This window comes from Ornithinimicrobium sp. F0845, from assembly GCF_023015765.1.
GTDB lineage: Bacteria > Actinomycetota > Actinomycetes > Actinomycetales > Dermatophilaceae > Ornithinicoccus.
In genome coordinates this window covers 62,783-86,831 of the sequence record NZ_JALKAL010000009.1, presented here as the reverse complement: position 1 = coordinate 86,831, position 24,049 = coordinate 62,783, and the positions used below count along the sequence as shown (strand labels likewise).

At 71.3% G+C, this 24,049-nt stretch carries 23 protein-coding genes; 12 read left to right on the top strand and 11 right to left on the bottom strand.

What is annotated here, in order from left to right:
* Window positions 1-15 precede the first annotated feature (15 nt).
* A complete protein-coding gene (locus MWU75_RS13830) occupies window positions 16-1,470 on the bottom strand; it encodes a lysine 2,3-aminomutase (RefSeq protein WP_247091769.1) in 1,455 nt (484 codons plus the stop codon).
* 163 nt (window positions 1,471-1,633) lie between these two features.
* Here MWU75_RS13830 and MWU75_RS13825 point away from each other — a divergent pair, with 163 nt between their 5' ends.
* The 5 genes from MWU75_RS13825 (at window position 1,634) to MWU75_RS13805 (ending at window position 8,106) form a co-directional block, all read left to right on the top strand.
* Window positions 1,634-3,229, top strand: coding sequence for an amidohydrolase family protein (locus MWU75_RS13825; protein ID WP_247091767.1), 1,596 nt, complete (start codon window positions 1,634-1,636; stop codon window positions 3,227-3,229).
* Between the two features lie 658 nt (window positions 3,230-3,887).
* Entirely contained in the window at window positions 3,888-4,973 is a 1,086-nt protein-coding gene (locus MWU75_RS13820; protein ID WP_247091765.1) for a 3-deoxy-7-phosphoheptulonate synthase, read from the top strand.
* 72 nt (window positions 4,974-5,045) lie between these two features.
* Entirely contained in the window at window positions 5,046-6,590 is a 1,545-nt protein-coding gene (lnt, locus tag MWU75_RS13815) for an apolipoprotein N-acyltransferase (protein ID WP_247091763.1), read from the top strand.
* Window positions 6,591-6,655: 65 nt separating this feature from the next.
* Window positions 6,656-7,450, top strand: coding sequence for a polyprenol monophosphomannose synthase (locus MWU75_RS13810; protein ID WP_247091761.1), 795 nt, complete (start codon window positions 6,656-6,658; stop codon window positions 7,448-7,450).
* The gene (locus MWU75_RS13805) at window positions 7,429-8,106 is read left to right on the top strand and encodes an FxsA family protein (RefSeq protein WP_247091759.1); all 678 of its coding nucleotides are present in this window, start codon (window positions 7,429-7,431) and stop codon (window positions 8,104-8,106) included. The genes MWU75_RS13810 and MWU75_RS13805 overlap by 22 nt, the downstream gene beginning before the upstream one ends.
* Window positions 8,107-8,211: 105 nt before the next feature.
* Here the strand turns inward: MWU75_RS13805 and MWU75_RS13800 are convergent, their stop codons facing one another.
* Window positions 8,212-8,571: an RNA polymerase-binding protein RbpA gene (locus MWU75_RS13800; protein WP_247091757.1), complete on the bottom strand. Its 360-nt coding sequence runs from the start codon at window positions 8,569-8,571 to the stop codon at window positions 8,212-8,214.
* Between the two features lie 314 nt (window positions 8,572-8,885).
* Between MWU75_RS13800 and MWU75_RS13795 the strand changes: the two genes are divergently transcribed.
* Window positions 8,886-9,071 carry a CsbD family protein gene (locus MWU75_RS13795; RefSeq protein ID WP_247091755.1) on the top strand — a complete coding sequence of 62 codons (186 nt, stop codon included), beginning with the start codon at window positions 8,886-8,888 and terminating at the stop codon, window positions 9,069-9,071.
* Between the two features lie 164 nt (window positions 9,072-9,235).
* Here the strand turns inward: MWU75_RS13795 and MWU75_RS13790 are convergent, their stop codons facing one another.
* Window positions 9,236-10,603: an AI-2E family transporter gene (locus tag MWU75_RS13790; RefSeq protein ID WP_247091753.1), complete on the bottom strand. Its 1,368-nt coding sequence runs from the start codon at window positions 10,601-10,603 to the stop codon at window positions 9,236-9,238.
* Window positions 10,603-11,439, bottom strand: coding sequence for a D-hexose-6-phosphate mutarotase (locus MWU75_RS13785; RefSeq protein WP_247091751.1), 837 nt, complete (start codon window positions 11,437-11,439; stop codon window positions 10,603-10,605). The genes MWU75_RS13790 and MWU75_RS13785 overlap by 1 nt, the downstream gene beginning before the upstream one ends.
* Before the next feature lie 148 nt (window positions 11,440-11,587).
* Between MWU75_RS13785 and MWU75_RS13780 the strand changes: the two genes are divergently transcribed.
* Entirely contained in the window at window positions 11,588-12,274 is a 687-nt protein-coding gene (locus tag MWU75_RS13780) for a hypothetical protein (RefSeq protein WP_247091749.1), read from the top strand.
* Between the two features lie 3 nt (window positions 12,275-12,277).
* Window positions 12,278-12,712: a hypothetical protein gene (locus tag MWU75_RS13775; RefSeq protein ID WP_247091748.1), complete on the top strand. Its 435-nt coding sequence runs from the start codon at window positions 12,278-12,280 to the stop codon at window positions 12,710-12,712.
* Here MWU75_RS13775 and MWU75_RS13770 read toward each other — a convergent pair.
* From MWU75_RS13770 to MWU75_RS13750, 5 genes are all read right to left on the bottom strand, one after another.
* Window positions 12,684-13,940 (bottom strand): multidrug effflux MFS transporter, encoded by a 1,257-nt coding sequence (locus MWU75_RS13770; protein WP_247091746.1) that lies wholly within the window; start codon window positions 13,938-13,940, stop codon window positions 12,684-12,686. The two genes, MWU75_RS13775 and MWU75_RS13770, sit on opposite strands and share 29 nt — an antisense overlap.
* Before the next feature lie 93 nt (window positions 13,941-14,033).
* Window positions 14,034-14,924, bottom strand: a complete 891-nt coding sequence (locus MWU75_RS13765; RefSeq protein WP_348647775.1) for a patatin family protein — start codon at window positions 14,922-14,924, stop codon at window positions 14,034-14,036.
* A 49-nt stretch (window positions 14,925-14,973) separates the two neighbouring features.
* Complete coding sequence (locus MWU75_RS13760; protein WP_348647774.1) at window positions 14,974-16,458, bottom strand: DHA2 family efflux MFS transporter permease subunit; 1,485 nt, start codon at window positions 16,456-16,458, stop codon at window positions 14,974-14,976.
* 22 nt (window positions 16,459-16,480) lie between these two features.
* Complete coding sequence (locus tag MWU75_RS13755; protein WP_247091744.1) at window positions 16,481-17,938, bottom strand: ATP-binding protein; 1,458 nt, start codon at window positions 17,936-17,938, stop codon at window positions 16,481-16,483.
* A 13-nt stretch (window positions 17,939-17,951) separates the two neighbouring features.
* Window positions 17,952-20,480 (bottom strand): hybrid sensor histidine kinase/response regulator, encoded by a 2,529-nt coding sequence (locus MWU75_RS13750; RefSeq protein WP_247091742.1) that lies wholly within the window; start codon window positions 20,478-20,480, stop codon window positions 17,952-17,954.
* 126 nt (window positions 20,481-20,606) lie between these two features.
* Between MWU75_RS13750 and MWU75_RS13745 the strand changes: the two genes are divergently transcribed.
* Together MWU75_RS13745 and MWU75_RS13740 are read left to right on the top strand one after the other, a co-directional pair.
* On the top strand, window positions 20,607-20,987 hold the full coding sequence (locus MWU75_RS13745) for an MmcQ/YjbR family DNA-binding protein (protein WP_247091740.1): 381 nt from the start codon (window positions 20,607-20,609) through the stop codon (window positions 20,985-20,987).
* Window positions 20,984-21,499: a putative immunity protein gene (locus MWU75_RS13740; RefSeq protein ID WP_247091738.1), complete on the top strand. Its 516-nt coding sequence runs from the start codon at window positions 20,984-20,986 to the stop codon at window positions 21,497-21,499. The genes MWU75_RS13745 and MWU75_RS13740 overlap by 4 nt, the downstream gene beginning before the upstream one ends.
* A gap of 4 nt (window positions 21,500-21,503) precedes the next feature.
* On the opposite strand, the gene MWU75_RS13735 is transcribed toward MWU75_RS13740, so the two are convergent.
* Together MWU75_RS13735 and MWU75_RS13730 are read right to left on the bottom strand one after the other, a co-directional pair.
* Window positions 21,504-22,043, bottom strand: a complete 540-nt coding sequence (locus MWU75_RS13735) for a rhomboid family intramembrane serine protease (protein WP_247091736.1) — start codon at window positions 22,041-22,043, stop codon at window positions 21,504-21,506.
* 132 nt (window positions 22,044-22,175) lie between these two features.
* Window positions 22,176-22,823: a hemerythrin domain-containing protein gene (locus MWU75_RS13730; protein ID WP_247091734.1), complete on the bottom strand. Its 648-nt coding sequence runs from the start codon at window positions 22,821-22,823 to the stop codon at window positions 22,176-22,178.
* Window positions 22,824-22,962: 139 nt separating this feature from the next.
* On the opposite strand from MWU75_RS13730, the gene MWU75_RS13725 reads away from it, so the two are divergent.
* Both MWU75_RS13725 and MWU75_RS13720 read left to right on the top strand, forming a co-directional pair.
* Window positions 22,963-23,496, top strand: a complete 534-nt coding sequence (locus tag MWU75_RS13725) for a barstar family protein (RefSeq protein ID WP_247091732.1) — start codon at window positions 22,963-22,965, stop codon at window positions 23,494-23,496.
* Window positions 23,493-23,951, top strand: a complete 459-nt coding sequence (locus tag MWU75_RS13720) for a hypothetical protein (protein WP_247091729.1) — start codon at window positions 23,493-23,495, stop codon at window positions 23,949-23,951. Before MWU75_RS13725 ends, MWU75_RS13720 begins: the two co-directional genes overlap by 4 nt.
* Window positions 23,952-24,049 lie beyond the last annotated feature (98 nt).

Here is a 24,049-nt window from a genome sequence, read left to right as displayed (position 1 = left end):
GGTGGCCCGACCCGGTCAGTCCAGCTGGGCGACCGAGACCGCGCGCGAGGTCTCGGCGGCGCTGGCGTTGGCCGCGTGGGTCGCCGCTGCGTCGCCGTGCTCGTTCCACCAGGCCTGGCCCTCGGTGGACAGGGTGTAGATCGGGTCGTAGTAGACGTACTCCGCGCTCGTCACGTCGACGTCCTCGGTCTCGATGGAGGTGCGGTAGTTCTTGCGCCAGTAGGAGATCCCGCGCTCGGTGTCGTAGGAGTCGACCTGGTGCACCCATCGCTTCCCGACGAACGGGACGTCGCACACGATGCGGGGCGTGGCGAACCCGGGCAGGTAGCCCATGATCGAGTGCTGCAGGTGCTGGGCCTCGGCCAGCGAGGTCCGCCAGTGCTCGGCGAAGGGGATCATGTCGCACATGTAGAAGTAGTAGGGCGTGATCGAGGCGCCGTCGGCCAGCGCGAAGCAGAGGTCGAGCAGGTCCTCGCTGGTGGCGTTGACCCCACGCATCAGCACGCCCTGGTTGCGTACGTCCCGGATGCCGGCGTCCAGCATCGCCCGGGAGGCCTGGGCGACCAGCGGGGTGACGGACTGCGCCGCATTGACGTGGGTGTGGATCGCCAGCCCGACACCGCGGCTGCGGGCCTTGGCGGCAACCCTGGCGACACCCTCGACGGTGTCCCCGACCAGCCAGTGCTGGGGCAGGCCCATGAGCGCCTTGGTGGCCAGCCGGATGTCGCGAATGTTCTCGACGTCCAGCACCCGGTCGATGAAGGACTCCAGGTTCTTCCACGGCATGTTGGCCACGTCACCGCCGGAGACGACGACGTCGCGGACGGTCTCGGTGCGCTTGAGGTAGTCCAGGATCGCCTCGTGGCGGTCCATCGGCTTGCCGGCGAGCTTGAGCTTGGTGACCTGCGGCGTGGAGTTGCCGACCAGGTCCATCCGGGTGCAGTGCCCGCAGTACTGCGGACAGGTGGGCAGCAGCTCGGCCAGCACCTTGGTGGGGTAGCGGTGCGTCAGGCCCTCGGCCACCCACATGTCGTGCTCGTGCAGCGAGTCGCGCGAGGCGTAGGGGTGGGACGGCCAGTCGGTGCGCCGGTCGGAGAAGACCGGCAGCATGTAGTGGCGCACCGGGTCGGCGTAGAACGCGGCGGTGAACTCCTCGCCCGCGGCCGGCATGGAGCCGTCGACCCAGGTCATCTCCGAGACCATCGTGTTCATCATCTGGGGCGGCACCAGCATGGACATGGTGGCCCGCTCGGCCTGGTCGCGCTCCAGATCGGCGTAGAAGCCCTCGGTCAGCAGGTCGCCCATCAGCTCGCGCAGCTGCTTGATGTTCTTGACGCAGTGCGCCCGCTGCCACTGCACGTCGGCCCACTCCTGCGCGGTGACCTCGCGCCACCCGGGGAAACGCGTCCAGTCCGGTTCCACCAGTTCGCGCTGCTGGTAGCGGTAGGGCTGCTCGATAAGACTGCTCATACCCCGCAGGATACGGACAACTTCCGGTGAATGCGACCACCACACGGATGATGTGTTGTCAGACCGAGATTTCAACGGATGATTCACTGTGCCAGCGGTCCCGTGAGGAACTGCGACGAACCCCGGCGCGAGACCCGTCAGCGCCGGGTAGCAGACTGAGGCCGTGATCACCCAGACGCCACCGGAGACTGCCGGTCCACCGACGATCCTGCTGCGGGGCGGCCGGGTGCACGGTCACCCCGGCGCCCAGGCCCTGCTCTCGCGCAACGGCCGCATCGAGTGGGTGGGCGACGATCGGGCGGCGGAGACCATGGCGGACGACGTGGACCGCGTCGTCGAGCTGGATGGCGCGCTGGTGACCGCCTCGTTCTGCGACGCCCACGTGCACCTCACCATGACGGGCCAGGGACTGGACGGCATCGACCTGTCCGGCACCCGTTCGGTGGGGGAGGCCCTCCGACTGATCGAGACCGCCGCACGGCACCTGCGCGGTCGGCCCGTCTACGCCCACTCGTGGGACGAGACGAAGTGGGTCGAGAAGCGCCCGGTCACCGCGACGGAGCTGGACCGCGCCACCTACGGAGGCGTCGTCTACATGCCGCGGGTCGATGCCCACTCGGCGAGCGTCTCCTCGGCGATGGCGGCGGTCGCGCGGGTGCACGGCCTGGACGGGTGGGACGGCAACGGCATCGTGTCCCGGGACGCCTTCGCCGCAGTCACCACCGCGTTCACCTCGGGCATGACCGACGCAGACCGCCAGCACTACCTCGACCTGGCCCTGCGGACCGCCGCGGAGCGGGGAATCGGCCTCATCCACGAGACCGGGGGCGAGCACCTCACGGCCTTCGCGGACGTGCAGCACGTGCTCGAGGCGGGCCGGCGGCCGGGGGTCCCCGCGACCGTCGCCTACTGGGGGCAGTTGGTCGGCGACCGCGCGGAGGCCGCGCACCTGGGTGAGTTCCTCGGGGTGATGGGCCTGGCCGGTGACCTGTGCGCCGACGGCTCCTTCGGGTCCCGCACCGCGCACCTCCTCGAGGAGTATGCCGACGCGCCGGGCCACGGCTACAGCTACCTGACCGCGGACGAGATCGCCGCCCACGTCATCGCGTGCACCAGGGCCGGTCTCCAGGCCGGTGGGCACGTGATCGGCGACGCCGCGCTGCACACGATGGCCGAGGGCTTCCGACGGGCCGCCCAGGAGGTGGGCGTGGACACGATGATCGCCTCGCGGCACCGCTGGGAGCACGTGGAGCTGCCGGACGCGGAGGTGCTCGCCACCATGGCGGAGCTCGGGATCTGGGCCAGTGTCCAGCCAGCCTTCGACGGGCTCTGGGGCGGCACCGAGGGGATGTACGCCGCGCGCCTGGGCGAGGCGCGGGCGCTGGCGACGGTCCCGCTGCGCAGCATGGTCGACGCCGGCGTGCGGATCGCGCTGGGCTCGGACAGCCCGGTCACCGCGATCGACCCGTGGCAGGCGGTGCAGTATGCCGTGTGGCACCACAACGAGGACGAGCGCCTGACGGTCGCCCAGGCGGTGTCGGCACACACGGCGGGCGGCTACGAGCTGGCCGAGCGCCCGGGGGGCACCCTGACGGTCGGCGCCCCCGCGTCATACGTCGTCTGGGACCTGCCCGCGGACGGTCCACCCGCGGGGGCGGACGGGCTGCCGGACCTGGCCGCCGAGCCGGACCTACCCCTGCCGATCGCGAGGCTCACCGTCGTCGACGGACATCTCGCGTTCGACCGCGAAACCGGCTGAGACGACGGGCCGCGACGCTCTCGCGACGACACCGCGACACACGGGTGACTCCGAGGTGGCTCCCAGGGAGCCGAGCACCGGCGTGTCGCGCGCGACACGCCGGTCGGGGCGACCGCTCATCGAAAGTCGAGCGTTCCCAGCGCTGTCCTGACCTGCACAAACGCGCAAAAGCGCAGGTCAGCGGCCATTTGACATGACGAGCGGGAGGGCTAAGTTAGCCCTCAGGTCCGCTACCGGTTCCGGCACGATCGGGACCAGCGGCAGCCCACCTGCGCAGGAGGGGCGTCAGCTCCACGGAGCCGTGCCAACGCCCACCCCTGCCTGGGTGAGCAGTCGACATTGCATGACGGTGGACAAGCCAGGGCCCGCGCGCTCAGTAGACAACGGGACCACCGGCGGCACCCGGCCGCTGGGGGATCGGCACCAACGGCGCACGGGCCCTGGCTCATGCCCGGGGACGGGTGCGTGTATCCTCCAACCATGACCTGCGCTCGTCAGTATTGGCTCTTTGGGTCGGCTCCGGCCGGCGCGAAGCTCAGCTGACGCGCACACCGGAGCCGACCAGGGCGTGGACCAGATGGTCCGCGCCCTTCCCCATTCACAGGGCGGGCGCTCCGGGAGCCGAGGGTGATCCGCCTCCACGCAGGAGGAACACCCGATGAGCACGACACACAGCGCCACCCCCCAGCAGACCGCCCGAACGGGCGACCTGCGCGTGCGGCGCATGGAGCCGCTGCCGGCGCCGACGCAGGTCCTGGCCGAGCAGCCCCTGCCCGCCGACCTGGCCGACCTGGTCGCCCGGTCCAGGTCCGAGGTCCAGGACGTGCTCCGCGGCACGGACGACCGGTTGCTCGTCGTCGTCGGCCCGTGCAGTGTCCACGACCCCGTCGCAGTGGTCGACTACGCCACCCGGCTGGCGGCCCTGCGTGAGGAGCTGGCCGACGACCTGGCCGTCGTGATGCGGGTCTACTTCGAGAAGCCCCGCACCACGACCGGGTGGAAGGGACTGATCAACGACCCGGACCTGGACGGCACCTACGACATCCCGCGGGGACTGCGTCTCGCGCGCCGCGTCCTGCTGGACGTCCTGCGCGCCGGTGTCCCGGCCGGGTGCGAGTACCTGGAGACCACCACGCCGCAGTACATCGCGGACACCGTTACCTACGGCGCGATCGGGGCTCGCACCGTCGAGTCCCAGGTGCACCGGCAGCTCGTCTCCGGGCTGTCCATGCCCGTCGGTCTGAAGAACGGGTCGGACGGCAGCGTGCAGGTGGCGGTCGACGCCTGCGTCGCGGCGGGGGCGCCGCAGACCTTCCTCGGCGTGGATGAGGACGGGCGGGCCGCGCTCGTGGAGACCGAGGGCAACCCCGACGGCCATGTCATCCTGCGCGGGGGCCGGGGCGGACCCAACTACGACGCGGTCTCGGTGGCCGCTGCCGGGCGGCTGCTGTCCGGCGCAGGCCTCGATGACCGCCTGGTCGTCGACGCCAGCCACGGCAACAGCGGCAAGGACCACGTCCGGCAGGCCCAGGTGGCGGGTGAGATCGGGGCGCTGGTCGCGTCCGGCAACCGATCGGTCGTGGGGGTGATGCTGGAGAGCTTCCTGGTGGCCGGTCGTCAGGAGCCGGCTCCGTCCGGTCTCACCTACGGCCAGTCGGTCACGGACGCCTGTATGTCGTGGGAGACCACTGCGGACGTCCTGCGTGACCTTGCCGGGGCGGTCCGGCGGCGCCGGACCACCTGAGGCGGTCCGGCGCCGGCGGACCACCTGAGGCGACGGTCAGGAACTGGGGGTTCGGTCACCTAGGCTGAGGCCGTGCTCGTCCGCCTGGTTCTGTCCGTCGCCGCGGGCCTCTGCCTCTGGCTGGCGTTCCCGACGAACGACCTGTGGTGGATGGCCTATGTCGGCATCGGGGCGCTCGCCCTGGCGACGGCGGGAGCCGGCGCCAGGCGCGGACTGGGTCTGGGGTTCGCCGCTGGCCTGGCCTACTTCGTGCCCCTGTTGTCGTGGACGGGGATCTTCGTCGGGTCCCTGCCCTGGCTCGCGCTGGCCGTCCTGGAGTCGCTCTACGTCGCCGGCCTCGGGGCGCTCTGCGGCTACCTGCAGCGGGACGGGGTGCGGCCGCTGGTGGTCGCCCTGGGCTGGGTGGTCGCCGAACTGGCCCGGGCGACCACACCCTTCGGAGGGTTCCCGTGGGGACGGGTGGCCTTCAGCCAGGCAGATGCGCCCCTGCTCGGTGTCGCGTCGTGGCTCGGCACTCCGGGCGTGACGTTCACCGCTGCGCTGGTCGGCGCCCTCGCTGCCCTCGCGGTGGAGCGACTGGTGCGCCCGGTGAGAGGCCAGGGCGGCGCGGGAGCGGAGGCGACCGCGGCACCACCGGGGCGCGGTCGGTGGGTGGCTCCGGGGGCCGCCCTGTGCGCTGCTGCCCTCCTGCTCGGGCCGCTCCTGATCCCGCGTCCCGTGGACGGGGAGCCCCTCCAGGTGCTCGGCGTCCAGGGCAACGTCCCCGAGATGACCCTGGAGTTCAACGCCCAGCGGCGCGCCGTGCTGGACAACCACGTGGCCACGACGCTGGCGGCTGCCGAGCTCATCGGCAGCGGGGACCTGCCTGCTCCAGACCTCGTGCTGTGGCCGGAGAACGCCTCCGACATCGACCCGCTGCGCAACGCCGACGCGGCGGCCGTGATCAGCCGGGCCGCCGACGCGGTCGGGGTGCCCCTCGTGGTCGGGGCGGTGCTGCGTGAGCCCGAGGACCGCTCCACGAACGCCAGCCTGCTCTACCTGCCGGGGGAGGGGTTCGTCGATCGTTATGTCAAGCAACGGCCGGTGCCCTTCGCCGAGTACATCCCGTTCCGTGACTTCTTCCGCATCTTCAGCGACAAGGTCGACCTGGTCGCGCGGGACTTCGTGGCCGGGGACGAGCCGGGCGTGATGAGCGTGCCCGTCGACGGGGGAGAGGTCGTGCTCGGCATCGCCATCTGCTTCGAGGTCGTGGTGGACGACCTCATGCGGGACAACGTGCTGCGCGGTGCCGAGGTGCTCTTCGTGCCGACCAACAACGCCACCTTCGGCTTCACCGACGAGTCCGAGCAGCAGCTGGCCGCCTCGCGGGTGAAGGCCGTCGAGCTGGGACGCCCCGTGGTGCACGTGAGCACGGTGGGGGTCAGCGGTCTGGTGATGCCCGACGGCAGCGTCCACGAGAAGACCGAGCTGTTCACCCGGGACATCATCTCCGGGGAGGTGCCCCGCCGCACCGACCTCACCCTCGCGGCACGTCTCGGCTGGTGGCCGGAGCGGCTCGCGGTCGCCGGGCTCGTGGTGGCGCTGGTGAGTGCGGTTCTCGTGCGGCGACGGGGTTAGTCTTCTGGGGAAGGTGCGCCCACGGAGCCCACCGACCGGACGACCAGAGGCAGGCCCACCGCACCATGACCGACACCCTTGGACGGGTCCTCGTGCTGATCCCGACCTACAACGAGAAGGACTCCCTGCCCGGCGTCATCGCCCGGGTTCGGCAGAGCCAGCCTCGGGTCGATGTCCTGGTGCTCGATGACAACAGCCCGGATGGGACCGGCGTCATCGCCGAGCGTCTGTCCGCGACCGACCCGCAGGTGCACGTGCTGCACCGGGCGGACAAGGAGGGCCTCGGTCGGGCCTACCTGGCCGGGTTCGGCTGGGCGCAGGAGCGCGGCTACGACGCTGTCGTGGAGATGGATGCGGACGGCTCCCACCAACCCGAGCAGCTCGGCGGGCTGCTCGCCGCGGCGGAGCACGCCGACCTGGTGATCGGGTCGCGGTGGGTGCCCGGCGGAGCCACGCACAACTGGCCACACACCCGCAATGCCCTCAGCCGTGGCGCGAACCTCTATGCCCGCGCCGCCCTGGGCGTCCCTGTGCGGGATGCGACGGCCGGCTACCGCGTCTACCGCACCTCGGCCCTCCAGGCGATGGACCTCGACGGGGTCGCCTCACAGGGCTACTGCTTCCAGGTGGATCTCACGCTCCGGGCCGTCGACCGCGGGCTGCGGGTCGTCGAGGTGCCAATAGACTTCGTGGAGCGCGAGATCGGCTCGTCCAAGATGGACGGCACCATCGTCCGTGAGGCCCTGGGCAGAGTGACCCTCTGGGGGCTCCAGCGGCGGTCGGCCCAGGTGGCGTCCCTGACCCGCAGGGCGGTCCGCTCGGCGAATCCCGGTGCGACATGGCACGAGCTGACGGACTGAGCGGGCCGCTCCAGCCGGACGGTCAGGGCCACGGAGGTGCTGACGGCCGGGGCCGCGAAGGTGCTGACGGCCGGGGCCGCGAAGGTGCTGACGGCCGGGGCCGCGGCGGGACGGGTGGCCGACCCGGCCCGCGACGACGTGCGCCCTACCGGCTCCGGCTGATCTTCGCCGGCGTCCTGCTGCTCCTGCTGCTGGAGATCGTGGTCCTGATCACCGTCGGACGGGCCATCGGCCCGGGCTGGGTCCTGCTCCTCCTCCTCGCCACGGCGGTCCTCGGCGCCTTCCTGGTCAAGCGGGAGAGCGGCCGGGCGTGGAAGGCCATGCGCGGGGCGGTCGACACGGGCCGGATGCCCGGCCGAGAGCTCGCTGACGCCAGCCTCGTGCTCGTGGGCGGCCTGCTGTTGTTGCTGCCGGGGTTCATCAGCGATGCGCTGGGGATCTTCCTCATCCTGCCGTTCACGCGGTCGGTGAGCCGCAAGCTGCTCGCGACGCTCATCGGCGCCCGGGTCGCAGTCGTACCCGGCGCGTTCGGACCCGGTGCCTTCAGCCCCGGTCGACGCCCGGGGCCCGCCAGCCCCAGGTCACCGTCCGGCGATGCCTCGGGCGACATCATCGAGGGGGAGATCATCGACGAGGACCCGCCGCCGGGCCGCTGACCCACCGATGCGCCGGCTGATGCAGCGCCGGCGCACAGCTAGGGGCCCACCCGGACGAACCGGGTGGGCCCCTTTGTTGTGCGCCCCAATGGGACGCGTGACGTCTCAGGCGGTGCGCTGACGGCGCGGCTTCTCGCCGCGCTTCTCGCGCAGGAGCGCCAGGCGCTCCTCCAGGAGCTCCTCGAGCTCGGGGACGGTGCGCCGCTCCAGGAGCATGTCCCAGTGGGTGCGCGGAGCCTTGGTCGGCTTGAGCTCGGGCTCGGGGCCGTCATTGAGCTTGCCGTCCTTGCCGCAGCGGCACTCCCACAGCGGCGGGATCTCGGCCTCGACGGAGAACGGCAGCTCGGTCACGTGCCCGTCGGGGCAGGTGTAGGCCACCATCTGGCGCTCGGAGAAGGTGACGCCCTCATCGCTCTCGAAGGACAGCCAGGACAGGTTGGTGCCTCGGAGGGACCTCTCGGCCATGTCGAACTCCCATCGTGTTGTGAACACGGTCTTACATGCAAACGGACTGTTGGTGACAACGCTCTGAGCGGGCGCTGTGTTCCCACGGCGGGTGCCGGTCGAGCGCGCGAATGTGCGGCGCGGTCCGGCAGTGCGGGCCTCGCAGGGACACCTTCGGTGGGGATAGCCCTACATGTTAGCGAACATGCGCCGTGCAGGGCCAATCCGCTGGTCAGGACGAGTCTAAACGGGTAGGTGCCGGTCCGAGTTGCGGTGCTGCCCACCCGGGGAGACGGTGGAGGCGTCCGGAAGCGATCACACGAGGAGGATGCGAGATGGGCATGGGCGACAAGATCAAGAACGAGGCGATTGACGCCAAGGGCAAGGCCAAGGAGGCCATGGGCGACCTGAGGGACGACGAGGGTCAGCAGGCCGAGGGCAAGATGGACCAGGCCGAGGCTGACGTCCGCAAGACCGGGGAGGATCTCAAGGACGCCTGGAAGGACGCCACGGACGGCTGAGCCTCCCGGGTCCAGGACCCGCGCACGAGACGATCCGAGGGCCGCACCGGAGCACATCCGGTGCGGCCCTCGCCGTGTGCGGTTACCTACCCGTTCAGCCGCACCGCCCCGTTCAGTCCGACGACCCGTTCAGCCGCACCGACTCGTTCAGCCCGACGACCCGTTCACCGTCGACGCAGGCGGCGCCGGAGTCCTCCCCGTGGGGCGGACCCGGTCTGGCGGCCGGCCTCGGCACCTCTGCCCGACGGCTGAGAGGTGTCAGCCGCGAGTTCCTCAGCGCTTCGGCGGGCCAGATCGCTGCGGGTGCGCGCACCGGCCAGCTCGGCCTCTCGGGCGGTGATCGCACCCTCCGGGGTGGCCAGCTGCAGGTCCTCCGGTCTGAGGTCGCCGGTGCGCAGGTCGACCTGCTCAGAGAAGTAGCGCAGGGCGACCACGACCGAGGCCGCGACGGGCACGGCCAGGAAGGCCCCCGGGATGCCGAACAGCGTGCCACCGGCGGCCACGGCGAGCAGGATGATGCCCGGGTGCATCTTCATGCTGCGGCTCTGCAGCAGAGGCTGGAGCACGTTGCCCTCGACCTGCTGCACGCCGAGCACGATGACCAGCACCCACACCGCCGTGACCCACCCGTTGGAGACCAGCGCCACGAGCACCGCGAGCGCACCCGCGACGAAGGCACCGACGAGCGGGATGAATCCGGCCATGAACGTCAGCACGGCCAGCGCCGGCGCCAGCGGCACGCCCAGGAGCACCAGGCCGAGGCCGATGAAGAAGGCGTCCACCGCGCTGACGATGGCCTGGGTGCGGATGAACCCGCCGAGGGTCAGCCAGACGCGGGTCAGCATCTCGGTGAGGTGGCGGCCGGCGGTCCGGCCGGTGGCTCGCTGGAGCCAGGGCAGGAAGGCCGGCCCGTCCTTGATGAAGAAGAAGGTCAGCACGGCGACCAGACCCATCGTCACCAGGACGGAGGTGACCGCGGACACTCCCGTGAAGACGCCCGAGGCGATGTCGGCGGCTCGGTCCTGGAGCCAGGCCGTCGCCTCCTGCACGGCTGCGTCGAACTGTTCGTTGTCGAGGTTGATGGGCGGCCCCTCGAGCCACGTGCGCACCTCGCCGATGCCCTTGCTGGCCTGGCTGACCACGTCGCCGGTCTGGGAGATGATCGAGGGGGCGATCGCCGCGAGCAGCCCGAGGACGAGGAGGACGGCCGTCACCAGGGTGACCGCCGCGGCCAGGGCGGGAGGCCACCGCTTGCCGCGCAGCCAGCTCACGGCGGGGGCAAGCACGGTCGAGACGATGAGGGCCAGGAGCACGGGCAGCAGGCCGACCCACAGCTTGGAGAGCAGCCAGAAGACGATCGCCGTGGCGACCGCGACGATGATGAAGCGTCCCGCCCAGCGGGAGCACTGCAGCATCGCGGCGCCGATGACCTGGCCGCGGTCCAGCCCCTCGTTCTCGGCCGGCGTCTCGGCGCCGAACCCGCCAGGGGGCACCTCGCCGGAGATCTCCGGGGCGTCACGGTCAGCAGCCATCAGGACCCACTCTCGTCAAGGACTCGGACACGGGTGGACAGCGTGTGCTCGGCGCCCGGCTCCAGGACCACCGCCCGGTCGCCGACGCTGGCGGCCTCGACACACACCATCAGCGGCCACTCGTCGTCACCGAAGTCCGACATGGCCGCACCCTTGTCGACCCAGGGGTTCCACACCACGGTGTTCGGAGAGCCGGACTTCTCGATCAGCAGCGTACGTTCCAGCACCGGGTCCTGCACCCGGACCGGCCCGTCAGCGGTGTAGACCCGGTCCGTCTCGCCGACGAACCGGATGTCCCCGGTCTGCGTCCGCTCCTGCTGGTCGACCTTGTCGTAGTAGTCGGCCCCGTCGAGGCCGACCACGCGTGCCTCACGGATGTCGCCCACGTGCAGGTAGGTGTGCAGCGCGGCCTCGTAGCTGAACGGTGCCCGGTCCTCGTTGCGGACCGTGAGGGAGATGGTGGCGGCCTCCGCGACCTGCACCTGCAGCCGTGCCCGGAACTCGTGCGGGAAGAGGTCGCTGCCGTCCAGGCCCCTCACATCCTGACCGGTGAGCTCCCACGCCAAGACCACGGAGTGCTGGTCCACAGCTTCCTCGACGAGGCGCCACGGGGCGACCCGGGCAAAGCCGTGCGCGGGGGAGACGTCCCCGGACCGGCCGGCCGCGAACCAGGGCCAGCACACCGGGACACCACCACGGATGGCCCGGCCCTCGGCATACTCAGAGGCCTGGCTCGCCCAGATCACCGCGGTGTCGCCGACCACCCACTCGGTCAGGTGCGCTCCCTGGTCGTGAGCGACGAGTGAGCCGCCCGTGGTCCGGTAGGCGCGTCTCATCGCAGCCTCCGTCGATGGGTGGCCGCGGTCGGGTGCATGGGACAAACCTAGTGCCCGACACCGGTTGACAGCGCGAGGGACGCGAGGGTCCGGCTGGCCGAGCCTGCCGATAGGCTGCCCGGGACGTCAGCACAGCAAAGGGGAGAACGTGAGCAATCCGACCGGACCGCAGCCTGGGCAGGGGCACCCGTGGGGGCCGCAACAGCCGGGGCAGTATGCCGATCAACAGGGTCGTCCCTCCGGCGCACCGGGGCAGCAGCCCGGTCCGTGGGGTCCGCAGGGCGGTTACCCCCAGGGTGCGGGGGCACCTGACCAGGGTGGCCCTGGACCACACGGCGCACCTGGACCACAGGGCGCACCTGGACAACCGAGCGGCTACCCACCACAGGGTGGCTACGGCCATCCGGAGGGCGGGCCACCGCAGGCCGGCACCGCCACGGCCGCCGCGGCTACGGCTGCCGCGCCGGTGTCCGGCAGCAGCGCGATGAGCACGGCCGACGTGGTGCGCCTGGTGCTGCACATCGCGGCGCTGCTGCTGGTCGTGCTCGGCATCTCCCTCGACCTGGACAACCGGGGCAGCGTGCTGTGGGGCGACACGTGGACCTGGGCGGGCTTCGCCACGCTGATGGCCGTGCTCCAGGGAGGCGCCATGCTGCCCCGGACCGCACTGTCCGGCGCCGGCTGGACCCTCGGGGCGATCGGTGCCGGAGGTCTGCTCCTGTTCTGGACCCTGCTGATGCTGCCGATGATCAGCACCAACATGGCCTTCCTGGTGACGCTGGGCACCGCGTGCGCCGTCGCCGCGGTCCTGCTCAGCCCCGACCGGAAGGTCTGAGTGGTGCCCGCCACGGCGCGCCAGCGTGCCGCGGTGGTGGTCGCCGGACTGCTGGTCGTGCTGTCGCTGGGACTGCCGTGGACGACGTCGTCGCAGACCTACGTCCCGGGCTGGATGGCACCCTCGATGTGCATCCCGACCGCGGACGGCACGATCTGGTGCAGCGGCAGCTTCCTCTCACCGGGCTTCATGACCGGCTCCGCCGCGCTGAGCGGCGCAGGGAGCGTGGCCCGGGTCTTCCTCGTGGGCGCCCTCGTGCTGATCGTCGTCGCGTGGGTCCGCCGCGAGCACCGGTGGCTGGGCCTGGCCGGCGCGGGACTGGCCGTCGCCGTCCTGCTCGCCGGACTCACGGCCCTGGGTGGGCAGATCGCGGCGTGCGCGGCCGCCCTGCTGCTGATCTATGCCGCGCTCAGTCCGCGACCGCCGGCTGCTGCCTGACCTCCAGCTGCTGCTGCCTGACTTCCAGCTGCCGGTGCACGATCCAGAAGCCGGCACCAATCACCGCGAAGACCGTGCTCGCGGTGGCCAGGACCAGCAGTGAGCTGGTCACGAACGGCGAGATGACGCCCGCCAGGAGCGCGTTGAAGACCAGGCTGGCGAAGCTGGCCAGGGACGCGGCGGACCCCCGGTGGTGCGGGAAGAGGTCGAGCATCGCCAGCTGCAGCACCGGGAACGCGATGGCGATCGCGACGGCGATCAGGCCGGGGGCCAGCACGGCATACGGCAGCTGCGGCACGGTCGACATCAGGGTGAGGTTGAGGCCGGCGGCCACCAGGGCGAGGGCGACCGCCCGGTCGATCAACCGTGAGGTGTCGACCCGCCCGGCCAGCCGCCCGGACAACCAGGCACCGATCACCATGCCGCCGATCATCGGCACGAACAGCATCCAGAAGTCCTGCTCGCCCTTGCCCAGGAGGTCGACCACGATGATCGGTGCAGCGACGATGTAGACGAACTGCGCGGCGAAGATGAACGTGGTGGCAATCGCCATCCGGGCGAAGCCGGCGTGCCGGGCCACCTCGAACAGGCCCGCCAGGACGGGCCCCAGACGCAGGGGGTGCCGGTCCTCGGCCGGGAGTGTCTCGGGCAGCACGCCCGCGGTGAGGAGCGCGATCGCGACGCCGTAGCCCGCGATCGCCCAGAAGATGACGGGCCACGGTCCCCACGCCAGCAGCAGTCCGCCCGCGACGGGGGCGACGGCCGGGGCGATGCTGAAGATCATCATCACCTGGCTCATCAGCCGGTGCGCCTCCGGCCCGCTGTAGAGGTCGCGGATCACCGCCCGACTCACGATCGTGGCGGCACCCGCCGAGGCACCCTGCAGCGCGCGGCACACGAGCATGATGGTGAGGTCTGGTGCCAGGGCGCACCCGATGGTCGCCAGCACGTAGAACGACAGGCCCGTCAGCATCACCGGCTTGCGACCCAGCGTGTCCGAGATGGGGCCGTGGAACACGCTCATCACCGCGAACGCGAGCAGGTAGACGCTGGTGACCTGCTGCATCGCGGCCTCGTTGGCGCCGAAGTCGCGCCCCATCGCCTCAAAGCCGGGGAAGACCGTGTCGATGGTGAACGGCCCGATCATCGCCAGGCCAGCGAGCACGATCGTCAGGAGTATGCCGGCACGCGCCTCGCGGGGGGACGGGGGAGTGGGGCCGGTGGTCACCCGGGCAGGCTAGCCGTCGCCCCTCGGGACCGGACGGCCGGCATCCTCACGGCATGGGTCCGGTGTCACTCCCGCGCGTCTCGTCCGCTGTGATCAGCCGAGCCCGAGGAACTCCCGGATGGCGGGGATCTCACGCCGTGCCTGCGCCAGGCCGGCCGCATGACTGGCGTGCAGCTTGCCGACCTTGCGCTCCCCGTTGCCGACCGGCATCTGCTCGGGCACGAAGAGGTAGGCCCGTCCCGCCCGCTCCAGCTCGAACAGCTCCTGGCGTGTGGCGTTGTAGTGCTCGGCGCGTGCCATCAGGGCGTCCGCGACGGCCGGGAGCTTGCGGAAGTGGCGACGGAAGAACCACTCGGCACCCTGCGGGGGCTTGACGTAGCCGCGTTCCCGGGTCAGGACGGCCAGGAACCGGTCGTATCCGTCGGCGCGAGCCGCGTCCAGCGGGATGCCACCTGCCGGCCCGAGGGCGCCGTCGACGAAGACCTCACCGTCGATGGTGACCGGGGGCATCAGCACGGGCATCGTGGAGGAGGCCTGGACCCGGATCATCAGGTCGTGGATGTCGGCATAGTCGGGCCGTCCCCAGTGCACCTGCTCACCCGTGGTGGCGTTGAAACCGCCGATGCGCAGCTGCGCCGGGTTCGCGGCGAAGGTGTCCCAGTCGAAGGCGAGCGCCTGGCCGGGCAGCCCGGCCTCCTGGTAGATGTACTTGGCGTTGAAGAGGCCGTCACCGCGCACGAAGGTGCGCACGTCGCCGAACCTCGGGTCGGCGGCGAAGTCGGTGAACGAGCGGCGCGCCCTGTCGGCGTCACGCGACAGGTAGTTGCACGCGTTGCTGGACCCCGCGGAGATCCCGCCCACCCAGTCCAGGTGGATGCCGGCCTCCAGGAGGGCGACCACCAGCCCGGAGGTATAGCTGGCACGCATCCCGCCGCCCTCGAAGAGCAGGGCGGTGTCGGTGACGTTGGAGGTCAGGTCAGCCACGCGGCATACGGTAGTCCGGTGCGCGGACACCCCGCCGGTCCGGGGTGGCTCAGCGGCGCAGCAGGTGGGTCGGTCGCTCGAAGAAGAGCGCGGCCAGGGCTCCGAGCAGGATGACCCCCATCGGCAGGTAGATCGCCTCGGCCATGGCGCGGGCCAGGCCCTCGGCCACCGCGGGCGGCAGCGCGGCTCCTCCCGTCATGCTCGTGCCCGCCTCCGGCCCGGCGGCCCCCAGGTGGGCGGTGATGCGCGCCTGCATCAGCACGGCGATCGCGGCGCTGCCCAGCACGGCTCCCAGCTGGCGCGTCGTGTTGTAGACCCCGGCTCCGGCGCCCGCATCGGCCATCGGCAGGTTCCGGGTGGCGGTCGTCGACAGCGGTCCCCAGATGAGGGGGTTGGCGACGCCGAGGACCCCGGCGGCGACGAGGGCCTGCCACAAGGGGGCAGTGGGCGTCATGGCCTGCGTCAGGAGCCAGAGCCCGACCGCCAGGAGCACGGTGCCGGTGGTGATCAGGGCCCGTGGGTGGACCCGGTCGGTGAGCTGACCCGCCGGCCGGGCGAGCAGGAAGGACAGCACCGACGACGGCGCCATCACCAGCGCCGCCTGGGTGGGGGAGAGGTCCCGGACCGACTGGGCCCAGATGTAGAACGGGAAGATCATCGCCGTGATGGTGAACCCCATCGTGGTGATGCCGACGTTGGCGAGCGAGAAGTTGCGGTCGGCGAACAGCCGCAGCGGCACGAGGGGCTCACCGCGCTGCCGGGCCTGCCACCAGACGAACACGGCGAGCATCACCAGCCCCGTGGCGATCAGCAACGGCACCGAGATCCACCCCCAGATCCGGCCCCAGTCGTAGGTCTGGCCCTCCTGGATGCCGAAGACGAGGCAGAACAGGCCCACCGCGCTGAGCGCCACGCCGAGCCCGTCAAAGCGGTGCGCGTGCGTCTCCAGGCGGGGGACCAGCCGCCAGGCCAGCAGCCAGCCGATGAGGCCGACGGGCACATTCACGAAGAAGATCCACTCCCAGCCCAGGGTGTCCAGCAGCAGACCACCCAGCAGCGGACCGGCCAGGGTGGCGATGCCTGCCGTGGCTCCCCACAGCGCCATCGCGGTGCCGCGCCGGGTGGCCGGGAAAGTGCGGGTGATGACCGTCATCGTCTGTGGGGTCATCATCGACGCGCCGAGGCCCTGGACGACGCGCGCCGCGACCAGTCCGCCCAGGCCCAGGCCGAGCTCGCCGGAGAGACCGCACCACAGGGACGCGACCGTGAACACGGCCAGACCGGTGAGGTAGACGGGTCGGGGGCCCAGCCGGTCACCCAGGCGGCCGGTGACCAGGAGCGGCACGGCATACGCCAGCAGGTAGGCCGAGGTGACCCACAGGACCCCGTTGACGTCGGTCTCGAAGGCCTGCATCAGCGTCGGCGTCGCCACGGAGACGATGGTCGAGTCGACCAGGATCATGAAGAAGCCGATGACCAGCGCCCACAGCGCCGGCCAGGGGCTGCGCTGCTCGGCGGCACCGGGAGAGGTCACGGCGTGACACTCTATGCCCGGGTCAGGCGGGCGCTCCTGGTGGCTGGTCGGGGAGCTCGACGGTGAAGACCGTGCGACCCGGTGCGGAGCGGACCGTCAGGCTGCCGCCGTGATGCTCGACCACGATCTGGTGCGCGATGCTCAACCCCAGGCCGATGCCCTGACCCGGTGGCTTGCTGGTGACGAACGGGTCGAACACCTGGCCCAGCAGGGAGGCTGGGATGCCGGGGCCGTCATCCTCCACCTCGACCCGCACGCCCGTCCCGCTGGCGTGTGCGCGCACCCGCAGGAGTCCGGCCTCATCCATCGCCTGGGTCGCGTTGTCGATCAGGTTCGTCCACACCTGGTTGAGCTCGCCGCCGTAGGCGACGATGGTCGGCACGTCTGGAGCGAAGTCGCGCGCGACGGTGATCCCGGACGGGATCCGGTGGTCCAGGATCTGCAGGGTCTCGTCGAGGCCAGCCCGCACGTCGACATCCTGCGTGGGGGCACGGTCCACCGCGCTGTAGTCCCGCAGCACGCCGATCAGCTCCGACATGCGGCCGACACTGGTGCCGATCTCGGCGACAAGCCGGCGCACGCCGGCCCGTGACCGGAACCAGGAGACCGCTGCGGCACCCCCGTCGCCGAGGGCCGCGAGGTGCGCCGAGAGCACGTCGGCCGTCAGCCCGTGGGAAGCCAGCTCCGGGGCCACGTTCCAGAACTCGTCGATGCCCGCGGACTCAAGGACCTCCTCCAGCGCCAACTCCTCCTCCAGCGCCAGATCCCCCATCGCGCGGTCCGCGTCGGGGGCGGGGTCGCGGGCCGTGTCGAGGAGCTCGTTCACGGCGCCGATCACGGCGGTCCCGTCCGCGCGGACGATCAGCTCGGGCAGCGCCTCCTCCGTCTCGCGCAGCGCCGACGCCAGCTGGCGGGCCGCACCGAGCGCCGCGGCGGCGGGGTTGTTGAGCTCGTGGGCCAGGCCGGCGCTGAGCCTGCCGAGGGTGGCCAGTCGCTCCTGCCTGCGCAGCGCCAGCTCCTGGCGGAGGTACTGCTGCTCCAGCCGGCGCAGGCGGGACTGCTCCAGGGCCACCTGCACCCGGACCCGGAGGAGCACCGGGTCCACGGGCTTGGGCAGGACGTCGATGGCTCCCAGCTCGATGGCCCGGGCGATGTCCTCGCTGCGCTCCACGGCGGAGATCACGAGCACCGGGATCGGTCGCAGCTCCGGGTCGACAGACATGCGCTCCAGGACGGCGAACCCGTCCGTGCCGGGCATGAGCAGGTCGAGCAGGACCATGTCCACCCGGTGTTCGCCGAGGGTGCGCAGCGCTGCCTCTCCCTCGGCGGCCTGCAGCACCCGGTGCCCCAGGTGGCTCAACCCCTGGGCGAGCGCCAGCCGGTTGACGAGCGTGTCCTCGACGACGAGCACGCACGCGGGGCCGTCCCCGGCCCCGTCACGGGGGCGGGTGGACCCGGGCGGGGTGGCGTCCTGGCTCACGGGTCGATCGTCCTCACACCCGCTCCTGCAGCGCCTGCTCGGTGGCCGCGTGCACCTGGGCGAGCTTCTCCACCAGGGCCGGCAGCTCGGCATACTCCCCGGCGAGCGCGGCAGCCTCGATCCGCGCCGCACACGCCGACAGCTCCGTGGCACCCACGCTCGCGGCGCTGGACTTCAGGCTGTGCGCGTGCCGGCGCAGCGGCTCGGGGTCGATGGGCGGTCCCGTGGCGCCGCGAACGGCATCCACCAGGGTCCGGCTCTCCGTGAGGAACTCGGACAGCAGGGTGGTCAGGAAGGCGGCGTCACCGGTGAGGGCGACCAGCTGGTCGATGGCGGCCTGGTCGATGGTCGTCGTGGGGCCCGGGGAGGCCGGGCGCTCGTCGGGCGGTCCCGGTGTGGCCACGGTCGACGGGTGGGTGGTCCCCTCCCACGCGCGCACCAGAGCGGCGGTGAGCTCCTCGACCCGAAGGGGCTTGGTGACGTAGTCCTGCATCCCGGCCTCCACGGTGTCGCGGCGGTCCTGCTCGGAGGCGTTGGCGGTCACCGCGACGATCCAGGGTTGGTGCCCGTCCTGTGCCCGGATGCGGCTGGTGGCCTCCAGCCCGTCCATGCGCGGCATCTGGAGGTCCATCAGGACGACGTCGTAGTCGATCTCAGCCACGGCAGCCACGGCCTCCACGCCGTCCCCGACCACGGTCGGCTCGTAGCCGAGTCGTTGGAGCAGTCGTTGGATCAGGCGCTGGTTCGTGGCGTTGTCCTCGGCGACCAGCACCCGCAACGGGTGTCGTCGCCCGAGATCGGTGTCCAGGACCGGGGTCCTGGCGCGGGCCCTGTCCGGCCCCGGCTCCTTCGCCAGCAGGCCGACGAGCACGTCGTGCACCGAGGACTGCTTGAGCGGGCGGGTGATGAGATCGACGAAGGGCGTGCCCTCCAGCGCTGCGCGCGAGCCCAGGGTGGAGATGAGGACGAGTGGCACCGCCGCGGTCCACGGTGTGGAGGCGATGCGCCGGGCGAGGGCCGTGGCGTCCCCGCCCATGTGCTGGTGGTCGATCAGGACCACGTCGACGATCTCGTGGGAGTCGGTGAGCTCCACGGCCTCGCGCATCGTGGCCACCGTGCGCACCGTCATACTCCAGCCGCGACCGAAGCCCTCCACGAGGGCTCGGTCGGTGGGGTTGTCGTTGACGAGGAGCAGGGACCGGCCGGTGAGCGGGTCCTCCGACCCAGCCGTCGGGGGAGCGGGGGAGTGGTCGGTGGCGGGGATCCGCACGGTGAAGGTCGATCCCACGCCGACCTCACTCTCGACGCTCACCGTCCCGCCGAGCAGGGTGACGATGGTGCGGGTGATCGCCAGGCCGAGGCCGGTGCCGCCGTAGCGCCGGCTCGTCGAGGCGTCACCCTGCTGGAAGGACTCGAAGAGGCGTTCCTGGGCGCCCTGCGGGATGCCGATGCCGGTGTCCCGGACCGCGAACACTACCGTCAGCCCCGCTCCCGCCTCCTGCGTGCTGACCCTCAGGGACACCTCGCCCTCGTCGGTGAACTTCACCGCGTTGGTCATCAGGTTCACCAGGACCTGGCGCAGCCGGTGCCCGTCGGTGACGATGGTGCCCGGCAGGTCCTCCGCGAGCTGATACGTCAGGTCGATCCTCTTCTGTGAGGCCAGGGGAGCGATGACGTCCAGCGTGGTCTCCACCACGGCCCGCAGGTCCATCGGCTGCGGGTCGATCCGGAACTGACCCGCCTCCATCTTGGAGTAGTCGAGCACGTCGTTGATCGTGGCCAGCAACAGCTCCGCACTGCTCCGGATCGCGTCGACGTACTCGCTCTGCTCGGGGTCGAGCTCGGTGCCGGCGATGAGCTGGCCGTTGCCGATCACCGAGTTCAGCGGGGTGCGCAGCTCGTGGCTCATGTTTGCCAGGAACTCGCCCTTGGCGCGGGTGGCCTCCTCGGCCGTCAGGCGGGCCTCGCGCTCGGTCTCGATCAGCTCGGCGTTCTGCCGGGTGTAGCGCGCGATGACCAGCCAGGCCGCCAGGGTCACCCCGACCATGTTGCCGAAGTAGAAGCCGGTGACCCACGGCTCCGGCATCCGGCCCGACCACGGCTCCAGCCAGGGCTCGAGGAACACGCCCGTGGCGAGCAGGACGGCATACCCGAGGAACCAACCGACCGCCGCCCGCAGGCCGTAGCCGAGCAGCGCGGCAATGGACGGCAGCAACGACCAGAGGATCACGCCGCCGGACGCCTGGAACCCGCCGAGGTGGATCATCAGCCCGAACGGGATGAGCAGGCTGATGACCAGCTGCAGGTCGAGCGCGCGCGTCAGGTGCCAGCGACGGTAGAGCACCAGGTTCACCGCGGAGAGGAACGAGTATCCCCACGGCCACAGGGCGGCGAGCCAGTTGCCCTGCACCGCGTAGAGCGCGCCCCAGATCACGCCGGCCACGGCCATGGCGGCGATCAGGTCCGACCGGACGCCCTCTCGCCAGCCCGACCGCCCGGGTCCCTGCGCCTCGCCGGTGATCGAGGTCACGGCGCGCTGCACCCACCCTCGTCGCCGCGGTGGGTCGGTGGCACGGTAGTCCTCTCCGGGAACGAAGTTAGCAGTGATCGACATTGAGGAGGAGGACCTGAACGGACGGTGTCGGCGGTGGGGTGCAGACTTGCTGCCGTGGTGGAACGTCCCGAGGTGCCCGACGCCCTGATCCAGCGGCTCGACCGTGTGTTCGCGGAGCTGCCGGAGTGCGACCGCGAGGCGGCCTGGGTGGGGGAGCGGTGGCGGGTCGGCCAGGCCACCGTCGCGCACGTCTTCGGCGGGGAGGACCAGCAGTTCCGGATCGTCTTCCGTGCCCCCGACTCGGAGGTCATGGCCTTCGAGCACCTCGGCCCGTCGTTCTTCCGGGCCGGTTGGGGCCGCAACGTGGTGGGCGCCATCCTCGGCGACGACACCGACTGGGAGGACCTCCGCGAGATGCTCGTCGACTCCTACTGCACCCAGGCGCCGGCCAGGCTCGTGGCCCAGCTGACCGACCTCCCGGTGGTGCCGCCGTGATCCTGCCCGCCGTCCGGGACCCGCGGTTGGTCACCATCCGGCGTGGGGGCACCCTGACCACCGAGGACCACCACCGTCTCGCGCTCTGGGCGGCCACCTGCGCCGAGCACGTCCTGCCCCTGTTCGAGGCCGTCCGAGCCGAGGACGCGCGGCCGCGGGAGGCGGTCGCCGCGGCCCGGGCGTGGGTGGCGGGCGACCTGCCGATGATGGCAGCCCGGGCTGCTGGCGGGCACGCGATGGGTGCGGCCCGGGACCTGACCGACGCAGCCCGCCACGCGGCATACTCCGCTGGTCAGGCAGCGTGCGTGGCCCACGTCGCCGAGCACGACCTGGGAGCGGCGGCCTACGCGATCAAGGCGGTCAGGGCCAGCGTCGCCGAGGCGGACGCCGAGGTCGCGGGACGTCTGGAGTGTCGCTGGCAGCACGACCAGCTGCCGGACGCGATCCGGCAGCTGGTGCTGGAGGACCAACGGCGCCGCAACGAGATCTGCTGGTCGGTCTTCGACGTCTGAGCAGTCAGCGGGCGGCCGCCCGCGTCGCGCGGTCCCGGCGACCGAGCCAGAGCGCCAGCACCACCCCGGCGAGCGCTCCGAACAGGTGCCCCTGCCAGGACACGCCAGGACGCAACGGCAGGACTCCCCACAACAGCCCGCCGTAGAGCGCGACCACCAGAAGTCCGATCAGGACCTGGCCGAACCGTCGCGCGGCGAAGCCGTAGACCGTGAGGAACGCGGCATACCCGTAGACCACGCCGCTGGCCCCGACGACCACGGTGTGGGAGCCACCGAACAGCCACACGCCTACGCCGCCCAGGAGGACGACGCCGACAGTCACCACCCACAGGTGACGCGTGCTCCAGGCCAGCAGCGCGCCGAGCACCAGCAGGGCGGAGGTGTTGGCGATCAGATGGACGAAGCCGAGGTGCAGGAACGGCGCGAGCACGATGCCGGGCAGGCCGGCAAGCTCGCGAGGCCGGATGCCGTAGGCGTCCAGGTCGAGCGAGGTGAGCAGGTCGACCAGCTCAAGAACCCAGAGCAGACCGACGAGGACGAGCACTGGCAGGACGCGGTCCAGCCAGACAGGCCTCCTCCTACCGGCAGCACGCGACCCAGAGAGCCCGTGGGGGAGTGGGGAGGGGGAGGCCACCCCGACAGCGTGCCACGGCCCGGGGGCCGGCGAGGGGTTGACTCAGTTCGGTCCCTGCACGAGTGCTCGTCGGTGTGCTTCGTACTTCCTCTGTCCGAGCACTCTCCAGATGAGGCGCACAGGGGGCGGCAGGTGCTTGTGCAACCACTCCGTGCCACCGTCGGGCTGGGCGGCCAGGATCTCGCCGAGCATCGGGAACGCCTGGCCCTTCGGGGTCGCCTTGCGGCCGTGCGCGCTCGCGGCGTCGACCTCCTTCTGGGTCAGCACCGACTCCATGACGGGCACGATGTTCTGCTCCTCGTCCGGCAGGTGCTCAGCGAGCGCCGCATTGATGCCGGCCAGCGCCTGCCTGATGGGCTCGGCGTCGGCCGACCGGCCGGTCGTGCGCCAGACCGTGAGCGCCTGGTCCATGGCTTCCAGGTGCACCAGCATCTCGGCGTGCTGGCGCTTCATCCGGTCCACGTGCAGCGCGCAGCCGGGAGCCCGCTCGGTCAGCGGGTCCCAGAACTTGCCGTCCTCGAACTCGTGGTGGGCGTGCAGCGAGGCCGAGAGCGTCGCCAGGTGGTCGGCGACCAGGGAGGCGTGCGCGGTGTCGCCGTCGCGCACCCCCTCGACCAGGCTGGGGCCCTCGCCGAACCCCGACTTGTACAGGCGGTGGATCTCGGCCATGCCGCTGGCGTCACAGGGCATCACTACCTCCTCAAGCGGGCGGCGAACCGTCCCACACTGGCTGATCACGGTCGTCTGTCACGGTAGAACCGGACCGCCACCGCGCACAACGAAAATTTGGCCCGGCACGGCCACGACTCTGCGAGGTTAGGGTCGTGGGGTGAGCGATCGGCCGAACGCCCGGCGCGACCTGCCCTTCCTGCGGTCCGGTCCGTTGTCCCACGTCCACGTGGACGCGTGGCCGCTGCTGGACGCCCACCTGGACCGCTGGGGCTATCTGCGCGTGGAGCTGGACGGGCGGCGGATGACCTCCCGGGCCGCCGCCCACCGGCACCTCGGGGAGGTCTTCGGCTTCCCGGACTGGTACGGCGCCGGCTGGGACGCCTTCAACGACTGCATCGGGCAGTATGTCGTGGACCACGACGGCGAGCGGGTGGCCGTCATCTGGCGTCACCTGGACGTTGCGGCGCGTGCCGCTCCGGCCACGGTGGCGGAGGTCGGCTGGGGGCTGCTGGAGGTGCAGATCGGCGACATGCCCGCGCAGAACCCGGCCAACAGGACCCGGATCGAGCTCGTGGTCTTCGCCGTGGGCGACGGCCCGGACTTCGACCGCCCCGAGCCCAGTCAGCGTCCTCTATGGAATTTGCTAGACACTCCGCGCGACGACAGCGATCCGGGCATGATGGGGGCATGAGCATCCCGGTCAACCTGGCGGAACTCGGCGAGGCGCTCGGTCGCCACCACACGGCGTACCTGCTGTCCGGACGCAACGGGCGTCCGCATGTCGCACAGGTGTTCCCACAGCTCGTGGGCAACGTCCTGGTGATCGTCGAACCGGGCCGCACGGCGCGGCGGACCGTTCCCGAACTGCCGGAGGTCACGGTGATGCTCCCGCCGCAGGACGCCGGTGGCCACACGCTGATCATCGACGGTGACGCGAGGATCCGCGACGACGGCGCGCTCGAGCTCACTCCGACGCACGCCGTGCTGCACCGTGCCGCAGGGCACGCGAGCGACCACGACAGACTCGAACAGGTGAAGTCAGGTGGCCGGTTCCTCGCGGCGCGCGGCTCGCTGGCGAGGGAAGTCTGGATCGGAGACGACTTCGAGTTCACCGACGCCGAGCTCGACGAGATGCTTGACCAGTGAGCGCAGGGTTGACGACCATTCGTAAACGCCGATAAGACACATTATGTCAAGTAACGCTATGCGTATTGCATCAGAGTCGGCCGACTGTCCCCAGAGAC

Excerpts from the sequence above, each read along its gene's own strand:
- MWU75_RS13830 (WP_247091769.1), bottom strand. The coding sequence starts at position 1,470 with ATGAGCAGTCTTATCGAGCAGCCCTACCGCTACCAGCAGCGCGAACTG.
- MWU75_RS13820 (WP_247091765.1), top strand. The coding sequence starts at position 3,888 with ATGAGCACGACACACAGCGCCACCCCCCAGCAGACCGCCCGAACGGGC.
- MWU75_RS13810 (WP_247091761.1), top strand. The coding sequence starts at position 6,656 with ATGACCGACACCCTTGGACGGGTCCTCGTGCTGATCCCGACCTACAAC.
- MWU75_RS13805 (WP_247091759.1), top strand. The coding sequence starts at position 7,429 with ATGGCACGAGCTGACGGACTGAGCGGGCCGCTCCAGCCGGACGGTCAG.
- MWU75_RS13800 (WP_247091757.1), bottom strand. The coding sequence starts at position 8,571 with ATGGCCGAGAGGTCCCTCCGAGGCACCAACCTGTCCTGGCTGTCCTTC.
- MWU75_RS13795 (WP_247091755.1), top strand. The coding sequence starts at position 8,886 with ATGGGCATGGGCGACAAGATCAAGAACGAGGCGATTGACGCCAAGGGC.
- MWU75_RS13790 (WP_247091753.1), bottom strand. The coding sequence starts at position 10,603 with ATGGCTGCTGACCGTGACGCCCCGGAGATCTCCGGCGAGGTGCCCCCT.
- MWU75_RS13785 (WP_247091751.1), bottom strand. The coding sequence starts at position 11,439 with ATGAGACGCGCCTACCGGACCACGGGCGGCTCACTCGTCGCTCACGAC.
- MWU75_RS13730 (WP_247091734.1), bottom strand. The coding sequence starts at position 22,823 with ATGCCCTGTGACGCCAGCGGCATGGCCGAGATCCACCGCCTGTACAAG.
- MWU75_RS13720 (WP_247091729.1), top strand. The coding sequence starts at position 23,493 with ATGAGCATCCCGGTCAACCTGGCGGAACTCGGCGAGGCGCTCGGTCGC.